At 67.6% G+C, this 15,468-nt stretch carries 12 protein-coding genes; 3 read left to right on the top strand and 9 right to left on the bottom strand.

All coding sequences use genetic code 11. The features are described from left to right. Positions 1 to 17 precede the first annotated feature (17 nt). From AAFN86_RS21385 to AAFN86_RS21355, 7 genes are read right to left on the bottom strand one after another with little or no spacing between them, the layout of a single operon-like run. The gene (locus AAFN86_RS21385) at positions 18 to 1,508 is read right to left on the bottom strand and encodes a PLP-dependent aminotransferase family protein (protein ID WP_347545585.1); all 1,491 of its coding nucleotides are present in this window, start codon (positions 1,506 to 1,508) and stop codon (positions 18 to 20) included. Positions 1,509 to 1,545: 37 nt separating this feature from the next. After that, positions 1,546 to 3,129: a hydantoinase B/oxoprolinase family protein gene (locus AAFN86_RS21380; protein ID WP_347545584.1), complete on the bottom strand. Its 1,584-nt coding sequence runs from the start codon at positions 3,127 to 3,129 to the stop codon at positions 1,546 to 1,548. Further along, entirely contained in the window at positions 3,126 to 5,129 is a 2,004-nt protein-coding gene (locus tag AAFN86_RS21375; RefSeq protein ID WP_347545583.1) for a hydantoinase/oxoprolinase family protein, read from the bottom strand. The genes AAFN86_RS21380 and AAFN86_RS21375 overlap by 4 nt, the downstream gene beginning before the upstream one ends. Before the next feature lie 45 nt (positions 5,130 to 5,174). Beyond that, entirely contained in the window at positions 5,175 to 6,818 is a 1,644-nt protein-coding gene (locus AAFN86_RS21370; protein ID WP_347545582.1) for an ABC transporter ATP-binding protein, read from the bottom strand. After that, positions 6,815 to 7,660: an ABC transporter permease gene (locus AAFN86_RS21365; protein ID WP_347545581.1), complete on the bottom strand. Its 846-nt coding sequence runs from the start codon at positions 7,658 to 7,660 to the stop codon at positions 6,815 to 6,817. Before AAFN86_RS21365 ends, AAFN86_RS21370 begins: the two co-directional genes overlap by 4 nt. Then, complete coding sequence (locus tag AAFN86_RS21360; protein WP_347545580.1) at positions 7,657 to 8,688, bottom strand: ABC transporter permease; 1,032 nt, start codon at positions 8,686 to 8,688, stop codon at positions 7,657 to 7,659. The genes AAFN86_RS21365 and AAFN86_RS21360 overlap by 4 nt, the downstream gene beginning before the upstream one ends. Before the next feature lie 2 nt (positions 8,689 to 8,690). Next, on the bottom strand, positions 8,691 to 10,310 hold the full coding sequence (locus tag AAFN86_RS21355; RefSeq protein WP_347545579.1) for an ABC transporter substrate-binding protein: 1,620 nt from the start codon (positions 10,308 to 10,310) through the stop codon (positions 8,691 to 8,693). 938 nt (positions 10,311 to 11,248) lie between these two features. Here AAFN86_RS21355 and AAFN86_RS21350 point away from each other — a divergent pair. Further along, positions 11,249 to 11,608: a hypothetical protein gene (locus tag AAFN86_RS21350; protein ID WP_347545578.1), complete on the top strand. Its 360-nt coding sequence runs from the start codon at positions 11,249 to 11,251 to the stop codon at positions 11,606 to 11,608. Positions 11,609 to 11,676: 68 nt separating this feature from the next. Here the strand turns inward: AAFN86_RS21350 and AAFN86_RS21345 are convergent, their stop codons facing one another. Together AAFN86_RS21345 and AAFN86_RS21340 are read right to left on the bottom strand one after the other, a co-directional pair. Further along, positions 11,677 to 12,066, bottom strand: a complete 390-nt coding sequence (locus AAFN86_RS21345; RefSeq protein WP_347545577.1) for a cupin domain-containing protein — start codon at positions 12,064 to 12,066, stop codon at positions 11,677 to 11,679. Between the two features lie 487 nt (positions 12,067 to 12,553). Next, the gene (locus AAFN86_RS21340; protein ID WP_347545576.1) at positions 12,554 to 12,760 is read right to left on the bottom strand and encodes a hypothetical protein; all 207 of its coding nucleotides are present in this window, start codon (positions 12,758 to 12,760) and stop codon (positions 12,554 to 12,556) included. A 745-nt stretch (positions 12,761 to 13,505) separates the two neighbouring features. On the opposite strand from AAFN86_RS21340, the gene AAFN86_RS21335 reads away from it, so the two are divergent. Together AAFN86_RS21335 and AAFN86_RS21330 are read left to right on the top strand one after the other, a co-directional pair. Next, complete coding sequence (locus AAFN86_RS21335) at positions 13,506 to 13,730, top strand: hypothetical protein (protein WP_347545575.1); 225 nt, start codon at positions 13,506 to 13,508, stop codon at positions 13,728 to 13,730. A 34-nt stretch (positions 13,731 to 13,764) separates the two neighbouring features. After that, on the top strand, positions 13,765 to 14,139 hold the full coding sequence (locus AAFN86_RS21330; protein ID WP_347545574.1) for a hypothetical protein: 375 nt from the start codon (positions 13,765 to 13,767) through the stop codon (positions 14,137 to 14,139). Positions 14,140 to 15,468: the final 1,329 nt, after the last annotated feature.

The following is a 15,468-nucleotide window of genomic DNA, read 5'->3' as shown; positions in this document are numbered from 1 at the left end:
GCCTTCATGCCATGAGCCTATCGCCCGCGCCGGGCTGCGCCAGCGCCAGGGCCGCCGCTTTGTCCTGAGCCAGTCGCGCGCAGGGCGTCGGCGACGGCGGCAAGGCGCGGATGCGCGTCCTCGACCGGCAAGCGGCCAAAGCCGATCACCAGCCCCTGGCGGTCCGGGGTGCCGAGGAAGCATTGCGACAGCGGCTGGATGAAATTGCTGACAGCGCGGCTGCGGGCCGATGCCTCCGTATCGGTCAGCCGCGCGGCGAGGCGGGGCGTGAACAACCCGGTCACATGCAGCCCGGCCTCGCTCGGCACGATGTCGAGTTCCCCCGGCAGCAGCGCCTGCACGGCATCCAGCACCGCCTGCTTGCGCGCCGCATAGACCAGGCGCATGCGGCGCAGATAGCGCAGCAGGTGGCCCTCGCGCAGGAATTCGGCGAGCGCGGGCTGCGCGGTGCCGGCGGTGTGCACGTCGATACGTGCCCGCCCACGACCAAAGACATCGATGAAGGCCGGGCTGGCCACCAGGTAACCGATGCGCAGGCTGGGCAGCATCACCTTCGAGAAGGTGCCGAGATAGACGACATGCCCCGCGCGATCGAGCGACTTCAGCGAGGCCGCCATGCTGTCGCGCTGGCGGAATTCGGAGTTGTAGTCGTCCTCGATGACCGTGCTGCCCTGGCGCTGCGCCCAGTCGAGCAGTTCGAGGCGGCGGTCGAGGCTCATCGCCACGCCGAGCGGGAATTGGTGCGACGGCGTGACCACGGCGAGCTTCGCACGCGGGGCGCGGCGTATGCCTTCCGCGACGACCAGGCCCTTGCCGTCCACCGGCACCGGGACCAGCCGTGCGCCGGCGGCCTGCAAGGCCCAGCGCGCCTCGATGAAGCCGGGTTCCTCGACCCAGACCTCGTCGCCCGGGTCGATCAGCATGCGGCAGCACAGGTCGAGCGCACCGGAACTGGCCGGGGTGATCACCACCTCCTCCGGCCGGCACAGCAGGCCGCGGACGGTGCCGAGGAATTCGGCCGTCGCTTCCCGCAGCGGCTGCCAGCCGAGCGGCGACATGTCGGTGCAGGCGGAACGCGGCGCATTGCGCCAGGCCTGGCGCAACAGCCGCGCCCAGGTGTCGAAGGGAAAATCGGCAATGTCCGGCGTGCCGGTGCTGAAGGGCGAGGCGAGGTCGAAGGCGTAGTCGATGGCGAGGACCGATCGCCAGCGATGCGACAGCCGCGCCGGTTCGATGCCCGGTGCCGGCGATGGCGCATCCGGGGCCGCCTTGCGCGCCAGTGCGGCGACCTTCACCCCGCCGCGCGGCACCGAGACGAGGTAGCCCTCGGCATAGAGCAATTCGAGCGCGGTCAGCACGATGGCACGGGAACAGCCGAGTTCCCGCGCGATCTCCCGCGACCCCAGCAGGCGCGAGCCGGCCGGCAGCGCGCCATCGAGGATGCGCGCGCGCAGATGCGCCGCCACCTGCTGGTACAGCGGCATGTCCGCCGCCCGGTCCAGGTGCATTCCCGCGACCGAGAGACGCCGCATGCCGGCGCCGCGATCAGGGCGCGGCGGGCGGTCCGTAGCCGCCGCCACCGCAGCTCTCCATCGTCACCAGGTCGCCCTGTTGCAGCACCATGTTGGTCTTGCCCGGCACGACGGATTCCACGCCGCCGCGGTCGAGGGTGATGCGGAACGGCAGTCCCGGCTCGCCGCCGGCGAGGCCGTAGGGTGCGACCACCGTGCGCTCGACGCAGGAGGTCAGCCACATGGTCGGCGACAGGATGCGGTAGCGCCGCACCACGCCGTCGCCGCCCCGATGCTGGCCGGCGCCGCCGGAACCGCGCCGGATTGACTGTTCCTCGATGCGCACGGCGTAGTTGGCCTCGATCACCTCGACCGGCGTGTTGGAGGTGTTGGTCAGGTGCACGCGCGTCGCCGGCGATCCGGGGCGATCATGCCGCGCGCCCTCCCCGCCACCATGGACTTCGTAAAGCATCCGCCAGGCATCGCCGGGGCGCGGCTCGGCGAAGGCGAGCAGGCCAGAGGTGGCCGGGCCGCCGGCCGACAGGCGTTCGGGGATCACCTGTTCCATGGCGCGGAAGACGGCGTCCACGATGCGCATCGACGTCTCGTGATTGCCTGCCGCGACCGAGGCATTCCAGCCCGGCTCGAACACCGAGCCCGGCCGCGTGGTGATGGTGAAGGGCCTGAGCGCGCCGGCATTCTGCTGCATGTCGCGCCCGCTGAGGATCCGCGCGGCGTAGCAGACCGCGGAACGCGCGATGAACGGCGTGGTGTTGCAGAAATTGGTGACGCGGTCGGTGCTGCCCGACAGGTCGAAATGCGCTTCCTCGCCGCGGATCTCGATGCGGACATGGATGCGCGCGGGTGCGCCGCCGGGTCCGCCATCGTCGAGGAAATCCTCGCCTTCATAGACGCCATCGGGCAGGTCGCCGAGGGCGGCGCGCATCTCCGCCTCCGAAAGATCATGCAGGCGCGCGAGGCTGGCGAGGAACACGTCCAACCCGTGCTGCGCGCAAAGCTCGTGGATGCGCCGTTCCGCCGCCTGGGTGGCGGCGATCTGCGCCATCAGATCGCCCTCGCAGGACACCGGGTCACGCACATTGGCCAGGATGAAGTCGAGCACCGGGCGGTTCACGCCCTCGGCCGAGGCGATCGGCATGGGCGGGATGCGCATCGCCTCCTGGAAGGTATCGACCGCCTGCGCGAGATACGAACCCGGCCAGGTCCCGCCGACATCGGGCCAATGCGCGAGGCTGATCGCGAAGGCGACGATGCGCCCTTCCACGAAGACCGGCCGCACCACCTTCACGTCGTTGAGGTGGTTCCCGCCCAGCGCGCCAAGATTGTAGATGACGGCGTCACCTTCGCGGAACCGTTCCGCCGGCCAGACCTTCAGCAGTTCCGGCACGGTGTAGGCCATGGCACCCAGATGGATCGGGATGTCCCGCCCCTGCCCGACCAGCCCGCCGGCGGCGTCCGTCAGCGCGGAGGAGAGGTCGCCCGCCTCGCGCAGCAGCGGCGACCGCGCGGAGCGCGTCATCACCAGGCTCATTTCCTCCGCGGCGGCCGACAGGCCGTGGCGGATGACCTCGACGACGAAGGGATCGAGCGAGGTCATGCAGCACTCCGGGTCAGGAACAGGTTGCCGGCCTCGTCGCCACGTGCCTGCCAGCCGGGCGGGACGATGACGGTGGACCAGGCATCCTCGATGATGGCGGGGCCGGTGACGGTGCCGGTGAGCGTCTCGCGCGGCAGGATGGCGGTGGCGACGCGGCCGACATCGGGGAAGACGCAGTCGCGGCTGCGCGGCGGCCGCGCGGGGCGCCCCACATCGGGCCGCGCCATCGGCGTGGTGGAGGCGCGCCGCGCCTGCACGCGCAGGGATTCGATCACGCAGGGTTCGCCGGTGGCGTAGCCATACAGGGTGCGATGGCGCGCGTGGAAATCGGCTTCCAGCACCGCCGGGTCGAAGGGCAGCGCGAAGGCGATGGGGGTGGAATCGCTCTGCGCGGCGTATCGCATCAGGGCGACGTGCTCGATGGTGATCTCGGCGGCCGGCACGTCATTGGCAATGAGCGGCGTCGTCGCATCCTCGGTGAGCTGGGCAAGGCGCTCGGCGAAGGTGACCGGTGCGAAATCCGTCAGCGGCAACCGCACGGTGCGCTGCTGAAGGAAGGAGAAATCCGCCGTGAGGCAGCCCAGCGCGGAGAAGGCGCTGGAGGCCGCCGGCACGATGATCTCGCGCAGGCCGTACAGTTCCGCGAGCCCTGCCGCGTGCATCGGCCCGCCGCCGCCGAAGGCGAGCAGCGTGCAGTCGCGCCCATCAACGCCCCGCTCGACGGTGACGCGACGCAGCGCGCGCCCCATCGCCGCATTGGCGACGCGCAGGATGCCGAGCGCCGTCTCCGTGATGCCGAGGCCAAGCTGCTGCGCCATGGGTGCGACCGCCGCTTCCGCCGCCGCCATGTCGAGCGCGATGGTGTCACCCAGCTTCACCTCGGGATCGAGATAGCCGAGGATCGCATTCGCATCGGTGATGGTCGGCCGCGTGCCGCCGCGGCCGTAGCAGGCCGGGCCGGGTTCGGACCCGGCGCTTTCTGGCCCCACGGTCAGCCCGCCGGGGCCAAGCTTCACCACCGACCCGCCACCCGCGCCGATGGAATGCACCGCCAGCATCGGCTGGCGCAGCGGGCGGCCGCCGATCATACGCGTATCGGTCATCTCCGCCTGGCCATCGACGATCAGGCAAACATCGGTGGTGGTGCCGCCCATATCGAAGGTCAGCACGCGCGACCGGCCCAATTCGCGCGCCATGCGCGCCGAGGCCGAGACGCCCGCCGCCGGGCCCGAGGCCGCCATCACCAGCGGGCGGCGCTTGGCCGCCGGCACCGGCACCATCGCACCGGCCGAATGGAACACCTGCAGGCCGGGGCCGAGCGGCAGTTTCTGTTCAAGCTCGCTCAGATACTCGACCGCGATGGGCATCGCCGCCGCGTTGAAGGCGGTGGAGGAGGCGCGCTCGTATTCGCGCGCCTCGGGGTTGATGTCGTGCGACACGCAGAGATGCGGGACATGCGGCGCCAGGGCCTCGGCCAGCATGCGTTCATGCACGGGATTCGCGTAGGCGTGCAGCAGGCAGATCGCGACGGATTGCGCGCCCGACGCCTTCAGCCAGGCGATGGCACGGGCGATCTCCGCCTCGGCCAGTGGTTCCAGCACGGCGCCGGTGTGGTCCAGGCGTTCGCGCAGGCCGAAGCACAATTCATGCGGCACCAGAGGCTTCGGCTTGGGCGGGATATCGAGGCGATACAGATCCTCCCGCCGGTAGCGGGCAACCTCCAGCACATCCTCGAAGCCGGCCGTGGCGATCAGCGCGACCTTGGGCAGGCGTTCCTCGACCAGCGCGTTGGTCACGCGGGTGGTGCCGTGGATGAAGCGGCGTACATCGGTCTGCGCCACGCCGACGGCCGCGATCGCTTCCAGCATCGCGCGCACCGGTGCGGCGGGGCGCGATGGCACCTTGGCGATCCGCGTTTCCTGCGTGCCGACATGCACGGCCAGGATGTCGGTGAAGGTGCCGCCGATATCGGTGCCGATATCCCAGGACGCGTCGGACAAGACGAAGGAACTCCTCTGTAGTCAGCCGCCCGGCGGCGGGGGTGATCAGCCGGCCATCGCCGGGGCAGGATCGAAATGCGGAATGGCGGCGAGCAGGTCGCGCGTGTAGTCGGCACGCGGGGCGGCGAACAACGCGCGGCTGTCGCCTTCCTCAACGATGCGGCCCTGCTGGAGGACGATGGTGCGCCCGCACATCATGCGCACGACGTTGAGGTCGTGGCTGACGAACAGGAAGGCGAGCCCCTCCTGACGCCGCAGGTCATCGAGCAGCTTCAGGATCACCGCCTGCACCGAGACGTCGAGTGCCGCGGTCGGTTCATCCAGCACCAGCAGCTTCGGCTTCGCGGCGATGGCCCGTGCGATGCCGATGCGCGCCTTCTGCCCGCCCGAAAGCTGGTGCGGGAAACGCGTCAGCAGGTCACGCGGCAGACCGGCCCGCTCGGCGCATTCCCCGACCCGCGCGGTCAGCGCCGCACCATCCTTCATGCCGAGCATCCGCCGCAGCGGATGGGCGATGCAGTCGAAGGCGTTGAACCGCGGGTTCAGGCTGTCATGCGGGTCCTGGAACACGATCTGGATTTCGCGCCGCAGGGCATTCGCATGGAAGTCGCGCGCGGGGATGCCGCCGATATCCTCGCCATCGAACAGTACGGTGCCCTCCGTCCGGTCGATCAGCCGGCAGATCAGGCGCGAGATGGTCGACTTGCCGGAACCGGATTCACCGACCAACCCGAGGCTTTCGCCCGGACGTATCGCGAAGGACACGCCATCCACCGCGGCGAAATCGTCATACCGCTTCACGAGGTCGCGCACTTCCAGCAGCAGCGGCGTGCCGGGCGACTGCGCGCGCAAAGGTTCGGCCGGGCGCGGCGGCTCGCCGACCAGTTCCTCCACCGTCGAACGCGGCGTGGGGGATGCCGCGACCAGGCGCTGCGTATAGGGATGATGCGGCGCGCGGAACAGCGTGGCGGCATCGGCGCGTTCGACCACCTCGCCATCCTGCATCACCGCGACCTCGCCGCAATATTGCGCGGCGAGACCGAGGTCATGAGTGATCAGAATGAGACCCATATGGCGCTCGGCGGTCAGCCGCGCGAGCAGGTCCATCACCGTCTTCTGCGTGGTGACGTCCAACCCGGTCGTCGGCTCATCGGCGATCAGCAGGGCCGGGTCGCAGGCGATCGCCATGGCGATCATCACCCGCTGGCACATGCCGCCGGAGAGTTCGTGCGGAAAGGCGTCGAAGCGGCGTTCCGGATCGCGGATCAGCACGTCCCGCAGCAGGCTGAGCGCGCGTTCGCGCCGTTCCCACCCCGACAGGTCCACATGCGCGCCGAGCGCATCCATCAGTTGCTTGCCGACGCTGCGGATCGGGTTCAGCGCCGCGCGCGGGTTCTGGAACACCATGGAGATGGCGCCGCCGCGCAGCGCACGCATGTCGCCCTCGCTGGCGCGCGTCAGGTCCTGGCCGCGGAACAGGATGCGGCCCCTCGCGATCCGACCCGCGCGGTCGAGCAACCGGGTCACCGCATAGGCCGTGACCGACTTGCCCGACCCGCTTTCGCCGACCACGCCGAGCGTCGCCCCCGGCAGCAGGTCGAGCGACACGCCGCGCACCGCCTTGACCACGCCGCGCCGCGTGGAGAAATCGACGTGCAGGTCCTCGACGTGCAGCAGCGGCGGGATCATGTCCGCATCCTCGGGTCGAGGATATCGCGCAGCCCATCGCCGAGCAGGTTGAAGCACAGCACCGTCAGCATCAGGATCAGGCCCGGAAAGGCCACCAGCCACCATTGGCCGGACGTGATGAAGCGTGCGCCCTCGGCGACCATGATCCCCCATTCCGGCGTCGGCGCGGTCACACCAAGACCCAGGAAGGACAACCCCGCCGCATTCAGGATCGCCCAGCCGAGGTTGAGCGAGATCTGCACCGCCATGGCCGGCAGGATGTTGGGCAGCAGGAAGCGCAGCACCACCGACAAATGGCTGTCGCCGCAGGCCCGCGCGGCTTCGACCCAGCCGGCGTCGCGGCGGACGTTCACCTCGGCGCGGGCGAAGCGGATGTAGAAGGGCAGGTTGATGAAGGCGGTGGCGATGATGATGTTCTCGACGCGGTTGCCGAGCGCCGCAACCATCGCCATGGCCAGCACGAACAGCGGGAAGGCCATCAGCACATCGACGAAGCGACCGACCACACGATCCAACCGCCCCCCGGCATAGCCGCACAGGCTGCCGATCACCGCGCCGATCGCGAAGGAGACCGACACCGCCGACACCGCGATGGCGAGGTCGAGCCGCGTTGCTGCGATCAGCCGGCTGAAGATGTCGCGCCCGAGCTGGTCCGTGCCCGCCCAATGCGCGGCGGATGGCGGCTGCAGCGCGTTCTGCACATTCGATGCGATCGGATCGTAGGGCGCGATCCACGGTGCGAAGGCCGCGACCAGCACCAGCAGCAGCGCGCCCGTCGCCGCGACCGCGGTGACCGGGTTGCCGCGCAGCACCCAACCGGCATGGCGAAGGGTGGCGCTCATTCGATCGACACCCGCGGATCGGCGATGCCGTAGAGCGTGTCGATGACGAGGTTCACCATGACGAAGGCGCTCGCCATCAGCAGCACGAAGCCCTGCACCGGTGCGTAGTCCGACCCGAGCAGCGCATCGAGCGCATAGGAGCCGACGCCGGGCCAGGAGAACACCTTCTCCACCAGCACATTCGCCCCCAGCATGGTCGAGAAGACGATGCCGGTGATGGTGATGACCGGCAGCAGCGCATTGCGCAGCGCATAGACCAGGATGACGCGCCCGCGACCCAACCCGACCGAGCGTGCCGTGCGCACGAAGTCGCTGCCCAGCACCGCGAGCATCGAGGCCCGCGTCATGCGCGCGAGCGGCGCCAGGGTGAACAGCGCCATGGTCGCCGCCGGCAGGATCAGCTGCGAGGCCGCCGCGCGAAAGCCCTCCCAATCACGGGTCAGCGCGAAGTCGACCAACAGGAAGCCGGTGATGTCGGGCGGCGATGCCGCGAAGATGTCGATCCGCCCCGTCGGGTCGGGCGCGATGCCCAGCACGACGTAGAAGACATAGATCAGCAGCAGCCCCGACACGAAGGTCGGCACGCAGACGCCGAGCGAACAGACCAGCCGCACGCCATGGTCGAGCAGCGAGCCCGGCCGCAGCGCCGCCAGGATGCCAAGCGGCAGCGCGAGCGACAGCGCCAGGATCAGCGCCGTCACCGTCAGTTCCAGCGAGGCCGGCAGCCGTTCCGCGAGGTCCCGCAACACCGGCTGCCCGGTGGTCAGCGACCGCCCGAGATTGCCGGTGCCGACATCGTACAGATAGTGCGCGAGCTGCACAGGGATGGGCTTGTCCAGCCCCAGCACCCGGCGCAGCTCATCGATTTCCGCCTGCCCCGCATTGGGGCCGGACGCGAAGAACACCGCGGGGTCGCCGGGCAGCACCCGCATCAACAGGAAGGTGAACACCACCACGCCGAGCAACGCCGGCGCGGAGGCGACCAGCCGACGCCCGACGCGCCAGCCGACAGGCCGCAAGGCGCGCATGGTCAGCCGCGCTTCAGGTCCCGGAAATCCGCCTGGCGATGGAACCAGTAGGTGTAGCCCTGGACATCCTTGGCCATCACCGCATCCTGGTTGGCCTGCCAGACCATCGCCAGCGGCACCTGCTCGGCGGCGATGTTGATCATGCGCTTCACGGCGGTATCGTACTTTGCCGAGTCTGTCTCGAAGCGCGCGGCCTGCACCAGGTCGTTCAGCTCGGGATTGTTGAAGCCGCTGTAGTTCCAGCGATGCGCGCCGGTGAAGTAGGTGCGGAAGAAGTAATCCGGGGAGGGCAGCCAGGCGGAGCCGATATCGGTGAAGAAGGGCAGCCGCCGTTCGACCACCATGGTCGAGATCTGCGCATCCGGCATCTTCTGCACCGTCACGTCGACGCCGATGCGCGCGAGGGATTCCTTGATCAGCGCGGCCATGGGCTCGGCGAAGGCGGCCATCGAATTGGCGAAGGTGAAGGTGGTCGCGAAGCCGTTCGGATGGCCGGCCTCGGCCAGTAGCGCCTTTGCCCGGTCGATGTTGAGGTTGAGCGGCATGGTGCGCGGAAAGTTCGCATCCGGCGTTTCGGTCCAGTTGGCTCCGAACAGGATGCGGCCGCGGCCGAACTGCGCCGCCTGGAACATCGCCTCGTAGGGAAGGGCGGCGGCAAAGGCCTGGCGCACCTTCACATTGTCGAAGGGTGCGGCCTGGGTATTGAAGACGATCGCCTGGAACGCATTGGTCTGCGGGATCGACATGATCTTCACGCGACCGCGGCTTTCGATCGCCGGGATGTCGCTGGCCGCGAGGTCGATCGACAGATCGGCATCGCCGCGCTCCACGAGCGATGCACGCGTCGAGGCTTCCGGCACGGTCTGCAGGATGATGCGACGGAAGAAGGGCAGCGCGCCATCCTTGCCGTTCTTCCAGTTGTCATTGCGGCGCAGCACCACCTGCTGGCCGGGGCGATTGGATTCCACCGTGAAGGCGCCACCGCCGGCGGTGTTCTCCTTGAGCCAGTTCATCGCCCAGGGATCGTCCGCCGTGGCGTTGCGCTTCGCCAGCGTGCTGTTGATCATCATCGCATAGGGAATGCAGAGATTGGCCAGCGCGAGCCGGTCCGGCCGCGGCAGCTTCACCTCGACCTGGCGCGGGCCGACCACCTTGAACTGGTCGGGCGAGGTCAGCGAGCCGCTCGCCACCTGCGGCGGGGCAAGGCTGCGCGCGGAGACCATGCGGTCGAGCGACCACTTCACGTCCTCGACCGTCACCGGCGAGCCGTCATGCCAGGTGGTGCCCTCACGCAGATGGAAGGTGAAGGTCAGCCCGTCCGGGCTGCGGTCGATGCGGCTGGCGAGCTCGCCATGGACATTCTCCATGTCGAAAACTGGCCCGCCTTCGCCCGCCTTGACGCCCATGGAGGCGAGGCGGTCATAGGTGCTCATCGCCAGGCCGAAATTCTCACGCGTGCCGCCGGGCGTGGTGGGGTCGAGCGAGTTGATGATGCCGCCCATGACCTGGCGCAGCGTCTCCGCGCGCGTCTGCGCCGAGGCCTCCTGCGAGGTCGCGCCAAGCGCACCGACAGCCGCGACGCCGAGAAGGCCCTGGAGCCCCTGCCTGCGATTGAACTCCATCAGCTCATCCCCGTTGCTCGCGTGGTACCGCGGCGGCGTCCCTGGATCGGTCTTTTTGATCTGGCACGATGAAACCGCGAAAAATGCCCTGTGTGAAGGGCCAGACTGAAACCGAAGCGCTGGGCCAGATGGACCCCGCGACCGAATCCCACCCTATGCACTGGCATGGTCGATCCGCGCTCTTGGCAAGCAAGGCTGAGGCCAATGCGGGGCAGAGCAGCCTTCAGGGGCAAGGCATGCAGCGCGCGCCGGCCCCACCCTGTGCGTCCCGGCCGCCGCCCGATTGCGCCATCACGGCATCCGCGTGCGCGACCAGGATGCTGGCCGGTAATCGCGGCGAATTCGCTCAGCCGCGATCGCCACGGCCGGCATCCTCAATCATGTGGTGCAGGAGGGCTGCCGCCCCTGTCACGCCGTCCGGATCAAGGGGCCCGCTTCGGCTTCGGCGATCGCGCACTGCACCGTGGCGAGGCAGGGCCTGCCGGCGGCGAGGCTATGCGCCATGCTGATCCCGCGAGATGGAGACGCGAATGGCTCGCGGTGGGGCATGCAGGGCCGCTTATCGTCGGTGCGGGCAAGCTTGTTTAGGTGCAGCCAGGCTTGGCCCGCCGCCCGGTCAGCTGGGCGCCTGATGCCCGCCCGCATCCCCTTCGCGACCCTCGTGGACGGGCAGATCAAGGGGACGGCTGAGCGCGGCCTGAGCGATTAGGCGCGCCTCCGGATGCGGGAGCAGTTCGACCAACTTAGCCCGCGCGCACAGGCGGCAGTGGCGCGGTTTGTCGAGGCGCTGGCGAAGGATGAGGAGCAGATTCGCTTGGAGTCCGGGCACAATATCGAGTCCGCGAACCCGGCATTTCCCTATTCTAACGGCCCCTCGCAACTATGCCGCACCCGCGGCGTATCTCCTTGTTCATGGTGCTGAAGCAGGAGGCGAACCCATGCCTGAACCCGCAAGCCCGAAGACAAAGGTCGAAAAGCCGGCGACCTACTTCCAATCGCCCAGCGATGTTGTGTCCGATGCTCGTTTATCCGCGACGCAGAAGCGAAAGGCCCTCGACACTCTGGAACAGGACGCGCGCCAATTGGCCGACGCCTCCGCAGAAGGTATGGCGGGCGGTGAGCCGACCAACTTGCACGATGTGCTGCAAGCCAAAGCGGAATTTTGCGGAGAGACGGATGCAGGCGTGCCGACGACGCTTGGCGCGGAACTAGCGCAAACGGTGCGCGAGCAGCCGTTCTGGTCCATGGGCTTCGCCATGCTCGTCGGCATCGGCATAGGCGTGGCAATGCGGCGGTAGGCTCCGCTATCCCACCCTACTTGACGATTCCGCCACCACCGATCGGCCGACAGCGCCGGCTTTGGAAGTCACTTCCGGCCTAGCGGCGCCACCGTAGGCGCTGGCCCGCGGGGCGCCTCGTGCCCGCCCCGGGATTCGTCCTCCGGGCCAACTGAGTGGAGGGTAGAAGCAGTCTTTTCCACCCCAGCACTGTACCGGCGGCCGACGACATAGCGCACACCTGCCGCATCAACGGCTTCCGTGTGTTCCTGGCCGCTTTTCATGACAAACACGTCTCCAGCGCGATACGTCCGGCTTCCGCCATCAGTAGTTAGAGTGATCGCGCCTTCGAGAACCAGCGCCCGCACATCGAACACGTGCGCATGGTCGCTGTTGGGTGGCGAATGCGGCAAGGATTTGGTGGTGATCTCACTGAACCCGTCGCGCTGCAGCGACGCCTCGAATTCAGCCACGTCCATCGTCGCCTCCTGTTTGTTGCCGACAGACTATGCGGCACGAGCCAGGTGCCGATAGGGACATCCAGAAATCGTGATACTGCCAAATTGAAGCATGTAAGCGCCCTGTAAGGCCGACCCGCCATACGGCGATCGTCAGTCGCCTTGCCGCCTGTCGCCCTGATGCCAGTCGAGGTGCGCCGTGTATGACGCCACAAATCTTTATCGGACTACGCGGCTCTTGGCGTTTCGCACGATGCTCAAAGACGACCACGGCCTCCCCGACTTTTGGTTGGAGGCGGTGCTCATCTTATTGGCGATCGCCCTGGGCTGCGCACTCTGGATACCGGGCCTGCTGTTCTAGCGCTGCCCACGGCACGTCACCCGCGAGCCAACGCCGCCAAATGCGCTGGATCAGGTAACGGTCCGCCGCAAACGCAATGCCGAACATCATCCCCGCAAGTCCAGGCCTTCTGCGGGTTGAGGATGAATGGTCGGTGTAGGGCGCGGCTTAGCGCCGTGCGCAGAACCCAATGATGGCGCCAGCGAGCAACGCGGCGAGAATCGCTTGAACTGGGCGCTGCTGGATCCGCTCTACGGTCCTAGTCGCGCAGTCGGCGGCTCTTTCCACCGCCGCCTTGGCGGTATCCGCTGCTGCATTCGCGGCGGCCTGCATGCTTTCAGCCGCCCGGTCGATCTGCTCGATGTTGCCGCTCATGGTGGATTCCCTCTCGTCTTAAGATCCAGAACGCTTCCAGCCGCTCGCGGTTGACTGCCGCGAAAAGAAAACCCGCCGGAAGGACCGACGGGTGAGTTTGGGGAGAGTGATGCAAGTCTTCCCGGAACGCAGGATTCGATTGTTGGTTGCAAGATCGGTGCAGAGCGGCGGCGGTGGCTTTAGCGTGCCAAAAAGCATTGCCCGGACCGCGGGGTGCTCGCCCATCGGTTGCGCGCATGAAACGGTTAGGTGTGGGGATAACTCCGGCTGGCGGCCGACCGGTGCCCTAGTGCGTAGGCCGCGCCGTGTTCAGGAGTGCGACGACCGCATGGAGCACTCGCACCGCCGCGGAGTTCCCTTCCTCGTACCTCTCCCGCATCAATCACTTTGCGAGCGCCAGCGCCCGGCGCAAGCCAGCCCTTTTCAATCTGAGTGAGGCGGATCGGGTCTGGCTCCAGGAAGGTCAGGCCATCACCAGCGACCTGCGCGAGGCCGCGGGCGGCGATGTGTCGGTTCGGGACTTGCAGAGAATGCTGAGCCGCCAGCCAGCCCGCTACTTCGCGAATGTTCCGCCAAAGGCGCGCCATCTCGTGGAGTGCGTTCGGTGAGTGCACGAAAGCCTGATTTCGAATGTGAGACGCGCCCTGCGACCGCGCGCGTTTCGCTGGGCAGGCGGTGGTCTATGGGATGGGCACCGCCGGCTCGCCCCGTTGCTCAGCAAGATCCCGCACGCGAGGGCGGTGTTGTGACGGTCACCACGTACGGAGCCACAGCTTATCCCGGTATCGGCGCCGTTGCAGTTCTCGGCGACACGCCGGTTGCCCTGGAAGACGATGTGATCGCGGCCACAGTCACGCTTGATCTGATCGCCGACCTCGCGGCGACGCTCGATGGCGACACCGTCGCCGCATACGTTATCGCCGGCAGCAACGGGCCGTTCACCCGGCGGCGTATGCTGCGGTTGAGTTAGGTGTCGGTCACTGAGGGCGGTGGATGATACAGCGATGAACGAGCAATTCATTTGCCCCATGCAGCACCGGGACCTGCAAAGCGATCCTTTGTCCGTCGAGCAGATCCGTGGCGGAGTGAAGGCGAGCGATGGTGACCGCGCGTGGTTCGCGGCCCATCCTGGGCGGAACTACCGCGTGCGCCGCGCGGGCTTCCACCAGGTGGCCCTCCATCCCGACCTACTCACCTTCGTGGTCGTGAAGCAGGTGCGCCCAGGCGCACGCGTGAGGGCCTACTTCCGTGGACGCCTCGCACAGATCGACGAGGCGTCCGAGGCGCAAGCGCAATGCCTGTTTGACGACGTCATGGCCCACAACCCGGAGCAGTCCGCGGCGGTCGCGCAGTTTGAGTCCGAGAAGGCGGTGCGGTGAAGGCCCGCGGACGCGAGATGGTGCGACGCGCGGGCGCACCGGAGATGGCCAAACGCCGGGGACGAATTGGCCGACTGCCGGCGCCGCGACGCGGCACGCGCAAGGGCTGGCAGCAGGTCGCTTCGCTGGAAGCGCTCCTCCCCCGCTACAGGAGATCGGAGGTCAACGGCTGCGCATCTCGTGCCGGCAGCGCCGCGGTATGGATCGGGGCGAGAGACGGATCGCCACCGTAGGCGCGCCAGACCTTCGCGATAGCGTCGCGGAAGTCATCCCGCACGGCATCCACCGCCTTCGCGCTGCGCGTATCGCCGGTGGGATCGATCCCATCGAGGGCGGTGAGGAGTTGGTCCGCAAGGCGCCTGAGAGCGACCCGCGGCTGATCCGTGAGGGCAAGGTGGTCTCGTATTGCCCCTTCCAAGGCAACGGCAATTGCATGCCTATCCATGAGATCCTTTCCAGCCGCAGGAGGTCCGGCGTTTGCCGGTGTCACGCGAAATCCAATCGACCGCTGCCGCTACATAGACTGACCTACCTCCGAACCCTCTCAAAAAGGCGCGAAATCCGCGTTGTCGGCTCGCCGTGAGCGAGGCGCTCCGTGAATTGCTCGTTAATGGATTCGCGCCGCGCTTCCGTAAAATTAACAATATCAGATAGTTGGTTATCTCCGATCTGAGTCCACAACCATTACGCGACACAATTCTCGTTGAAGCACGCGTCCGTGAGAATCTAACTCGTCAAGCACTGGATCCTTTTTGGCAACGATAGGACGCCTGCCATGAACATGGTTTCAACTGCCCGCGTACCTACATCGCCACTTCAAAGCGGTCTGCGTGAACAACCTGCACATTACCTGGCCGACGCGGTCTCTGCGCTTGAGGGCGCGCTCGCCCGCGCTCACGAGGCGGGACAGGAAGACGCGGTCCGCATTCTTTGCGCCGTCATTGCCATCCTGGACGCCCCTTCGCCGCGCTAACTCCACGGGAGCGCTTCGTTGGCGGTCGCAGGGAATTGGATGACCCGATGGACGCAGTCACGACGCACCAATGGTGGCACGGAAATGCCGCGCACTTGGTAGCGGGCGTGTTGCGACGGGGATTTTCTGGCGGCGATGCTCGAAATGCACGCTAACTGATCGCTGAGCGCAGGCAGCCCGACGAGTGCAGGACACGCGGAATATTGGGACTGCTGTTACCGGGCCGCAGCCTGAGAGCCCATCCGGAAAGGAATTGAATCGGCTGAATCGGATGTGATTCGCTGATCCTGCGGACGATTCGTGGGGCGGATGATGGTGTGGACGGTAGAGCATCGGCGTGCGGCGGATCGACGTGG

The organism is Roseomonas sp. CAU 1739 (assembly GCF_039839775.1).
In the GTDB taxonomy this organism is placed as follows: Bacteria; Pseudomonadota; Alphaproteobacteria; order Acetobacterales; family Acetobacteraceae; genus Neoroseomonas.
This window is presented reverse-complemented; position numbering and strand designations above follow the sequence as displayed.

Bases quoted from the DNA above. Each gene is read 5' to 3' on its own strand.
- AAFN86_RS21350 (WP_347545578.1), top strand. From the start codon at position 11,249: ATGCCTGAACCCGCAAGCCCGAAGACAAAGGTCGAAAAGCCGGCGACC.
- AAFN86_RS21365 (WP_347545581.1), bottom strand. From the start codon at position 7,660: ATGAGCGCCACCCTTCGCCATGCCGGTTGGGTGCTGCGCGGCAACCCG.
- AAFN86_RS21355 (WP_347545579.1), bottom strand. From the start codon at position 10,310: ATGGAGTTCAATCGCAGGCAGGGGCTCCAGGGCCTTCTCGGCGTCGCG.
- AAFN86_RS21370 (WP_347545582.1), bottom strand. From the start codon at position 6,818: ATGATCCCGCCGCTGCTGCACGTCGAGGACCTGCACGTCGATTTCTCC.
- AAFN86_RS21385 (WP_347545585.1), bottom strand. From the start codon at position 1,508: ATGCACCTGGACCGGGCGGCGGACATGCCGCTGTACCAGCAGGTGGCG.
- AAFN86_RS21345 (WP_347545577.1), bottom strand. From the start codon at position 12,066: ATGGACGTGGCTGAATTCGAGGCGTCGCTGCAGCGCGACGGGTTCAGT.
- AAFN86_RS21360 (WP_347545580.1), bottom strand. From the start codon at position 8,688: ATGCGCGCCTTGCGGCCTGTCGGCTGGCGCGTCGGGCGTCGGCTGGTC.
- AAFN86_RS21340 (WP_347545576.1), bottom strand. From the start codon at position 12,760: ATGAGCGGCAACATCGAGCAGATCGACCGGGCGGCTGAAAGCATGCAG.
- AAFN86_RS21330 (WP_347545574.1), top strand. From the start codon at position 13,765: ATGAACGAGCAATTCATTTGCCCCATGCAGCACCGGGACCTGCAAAGC.
- AAFN86_RS21380 (WP_347545584.1), bottom strand. From the start codon at position 3,129: ATGACCTCGCTCGATCCCTTCGTCGTCGAGGTCATCCGCCACGGCCTG.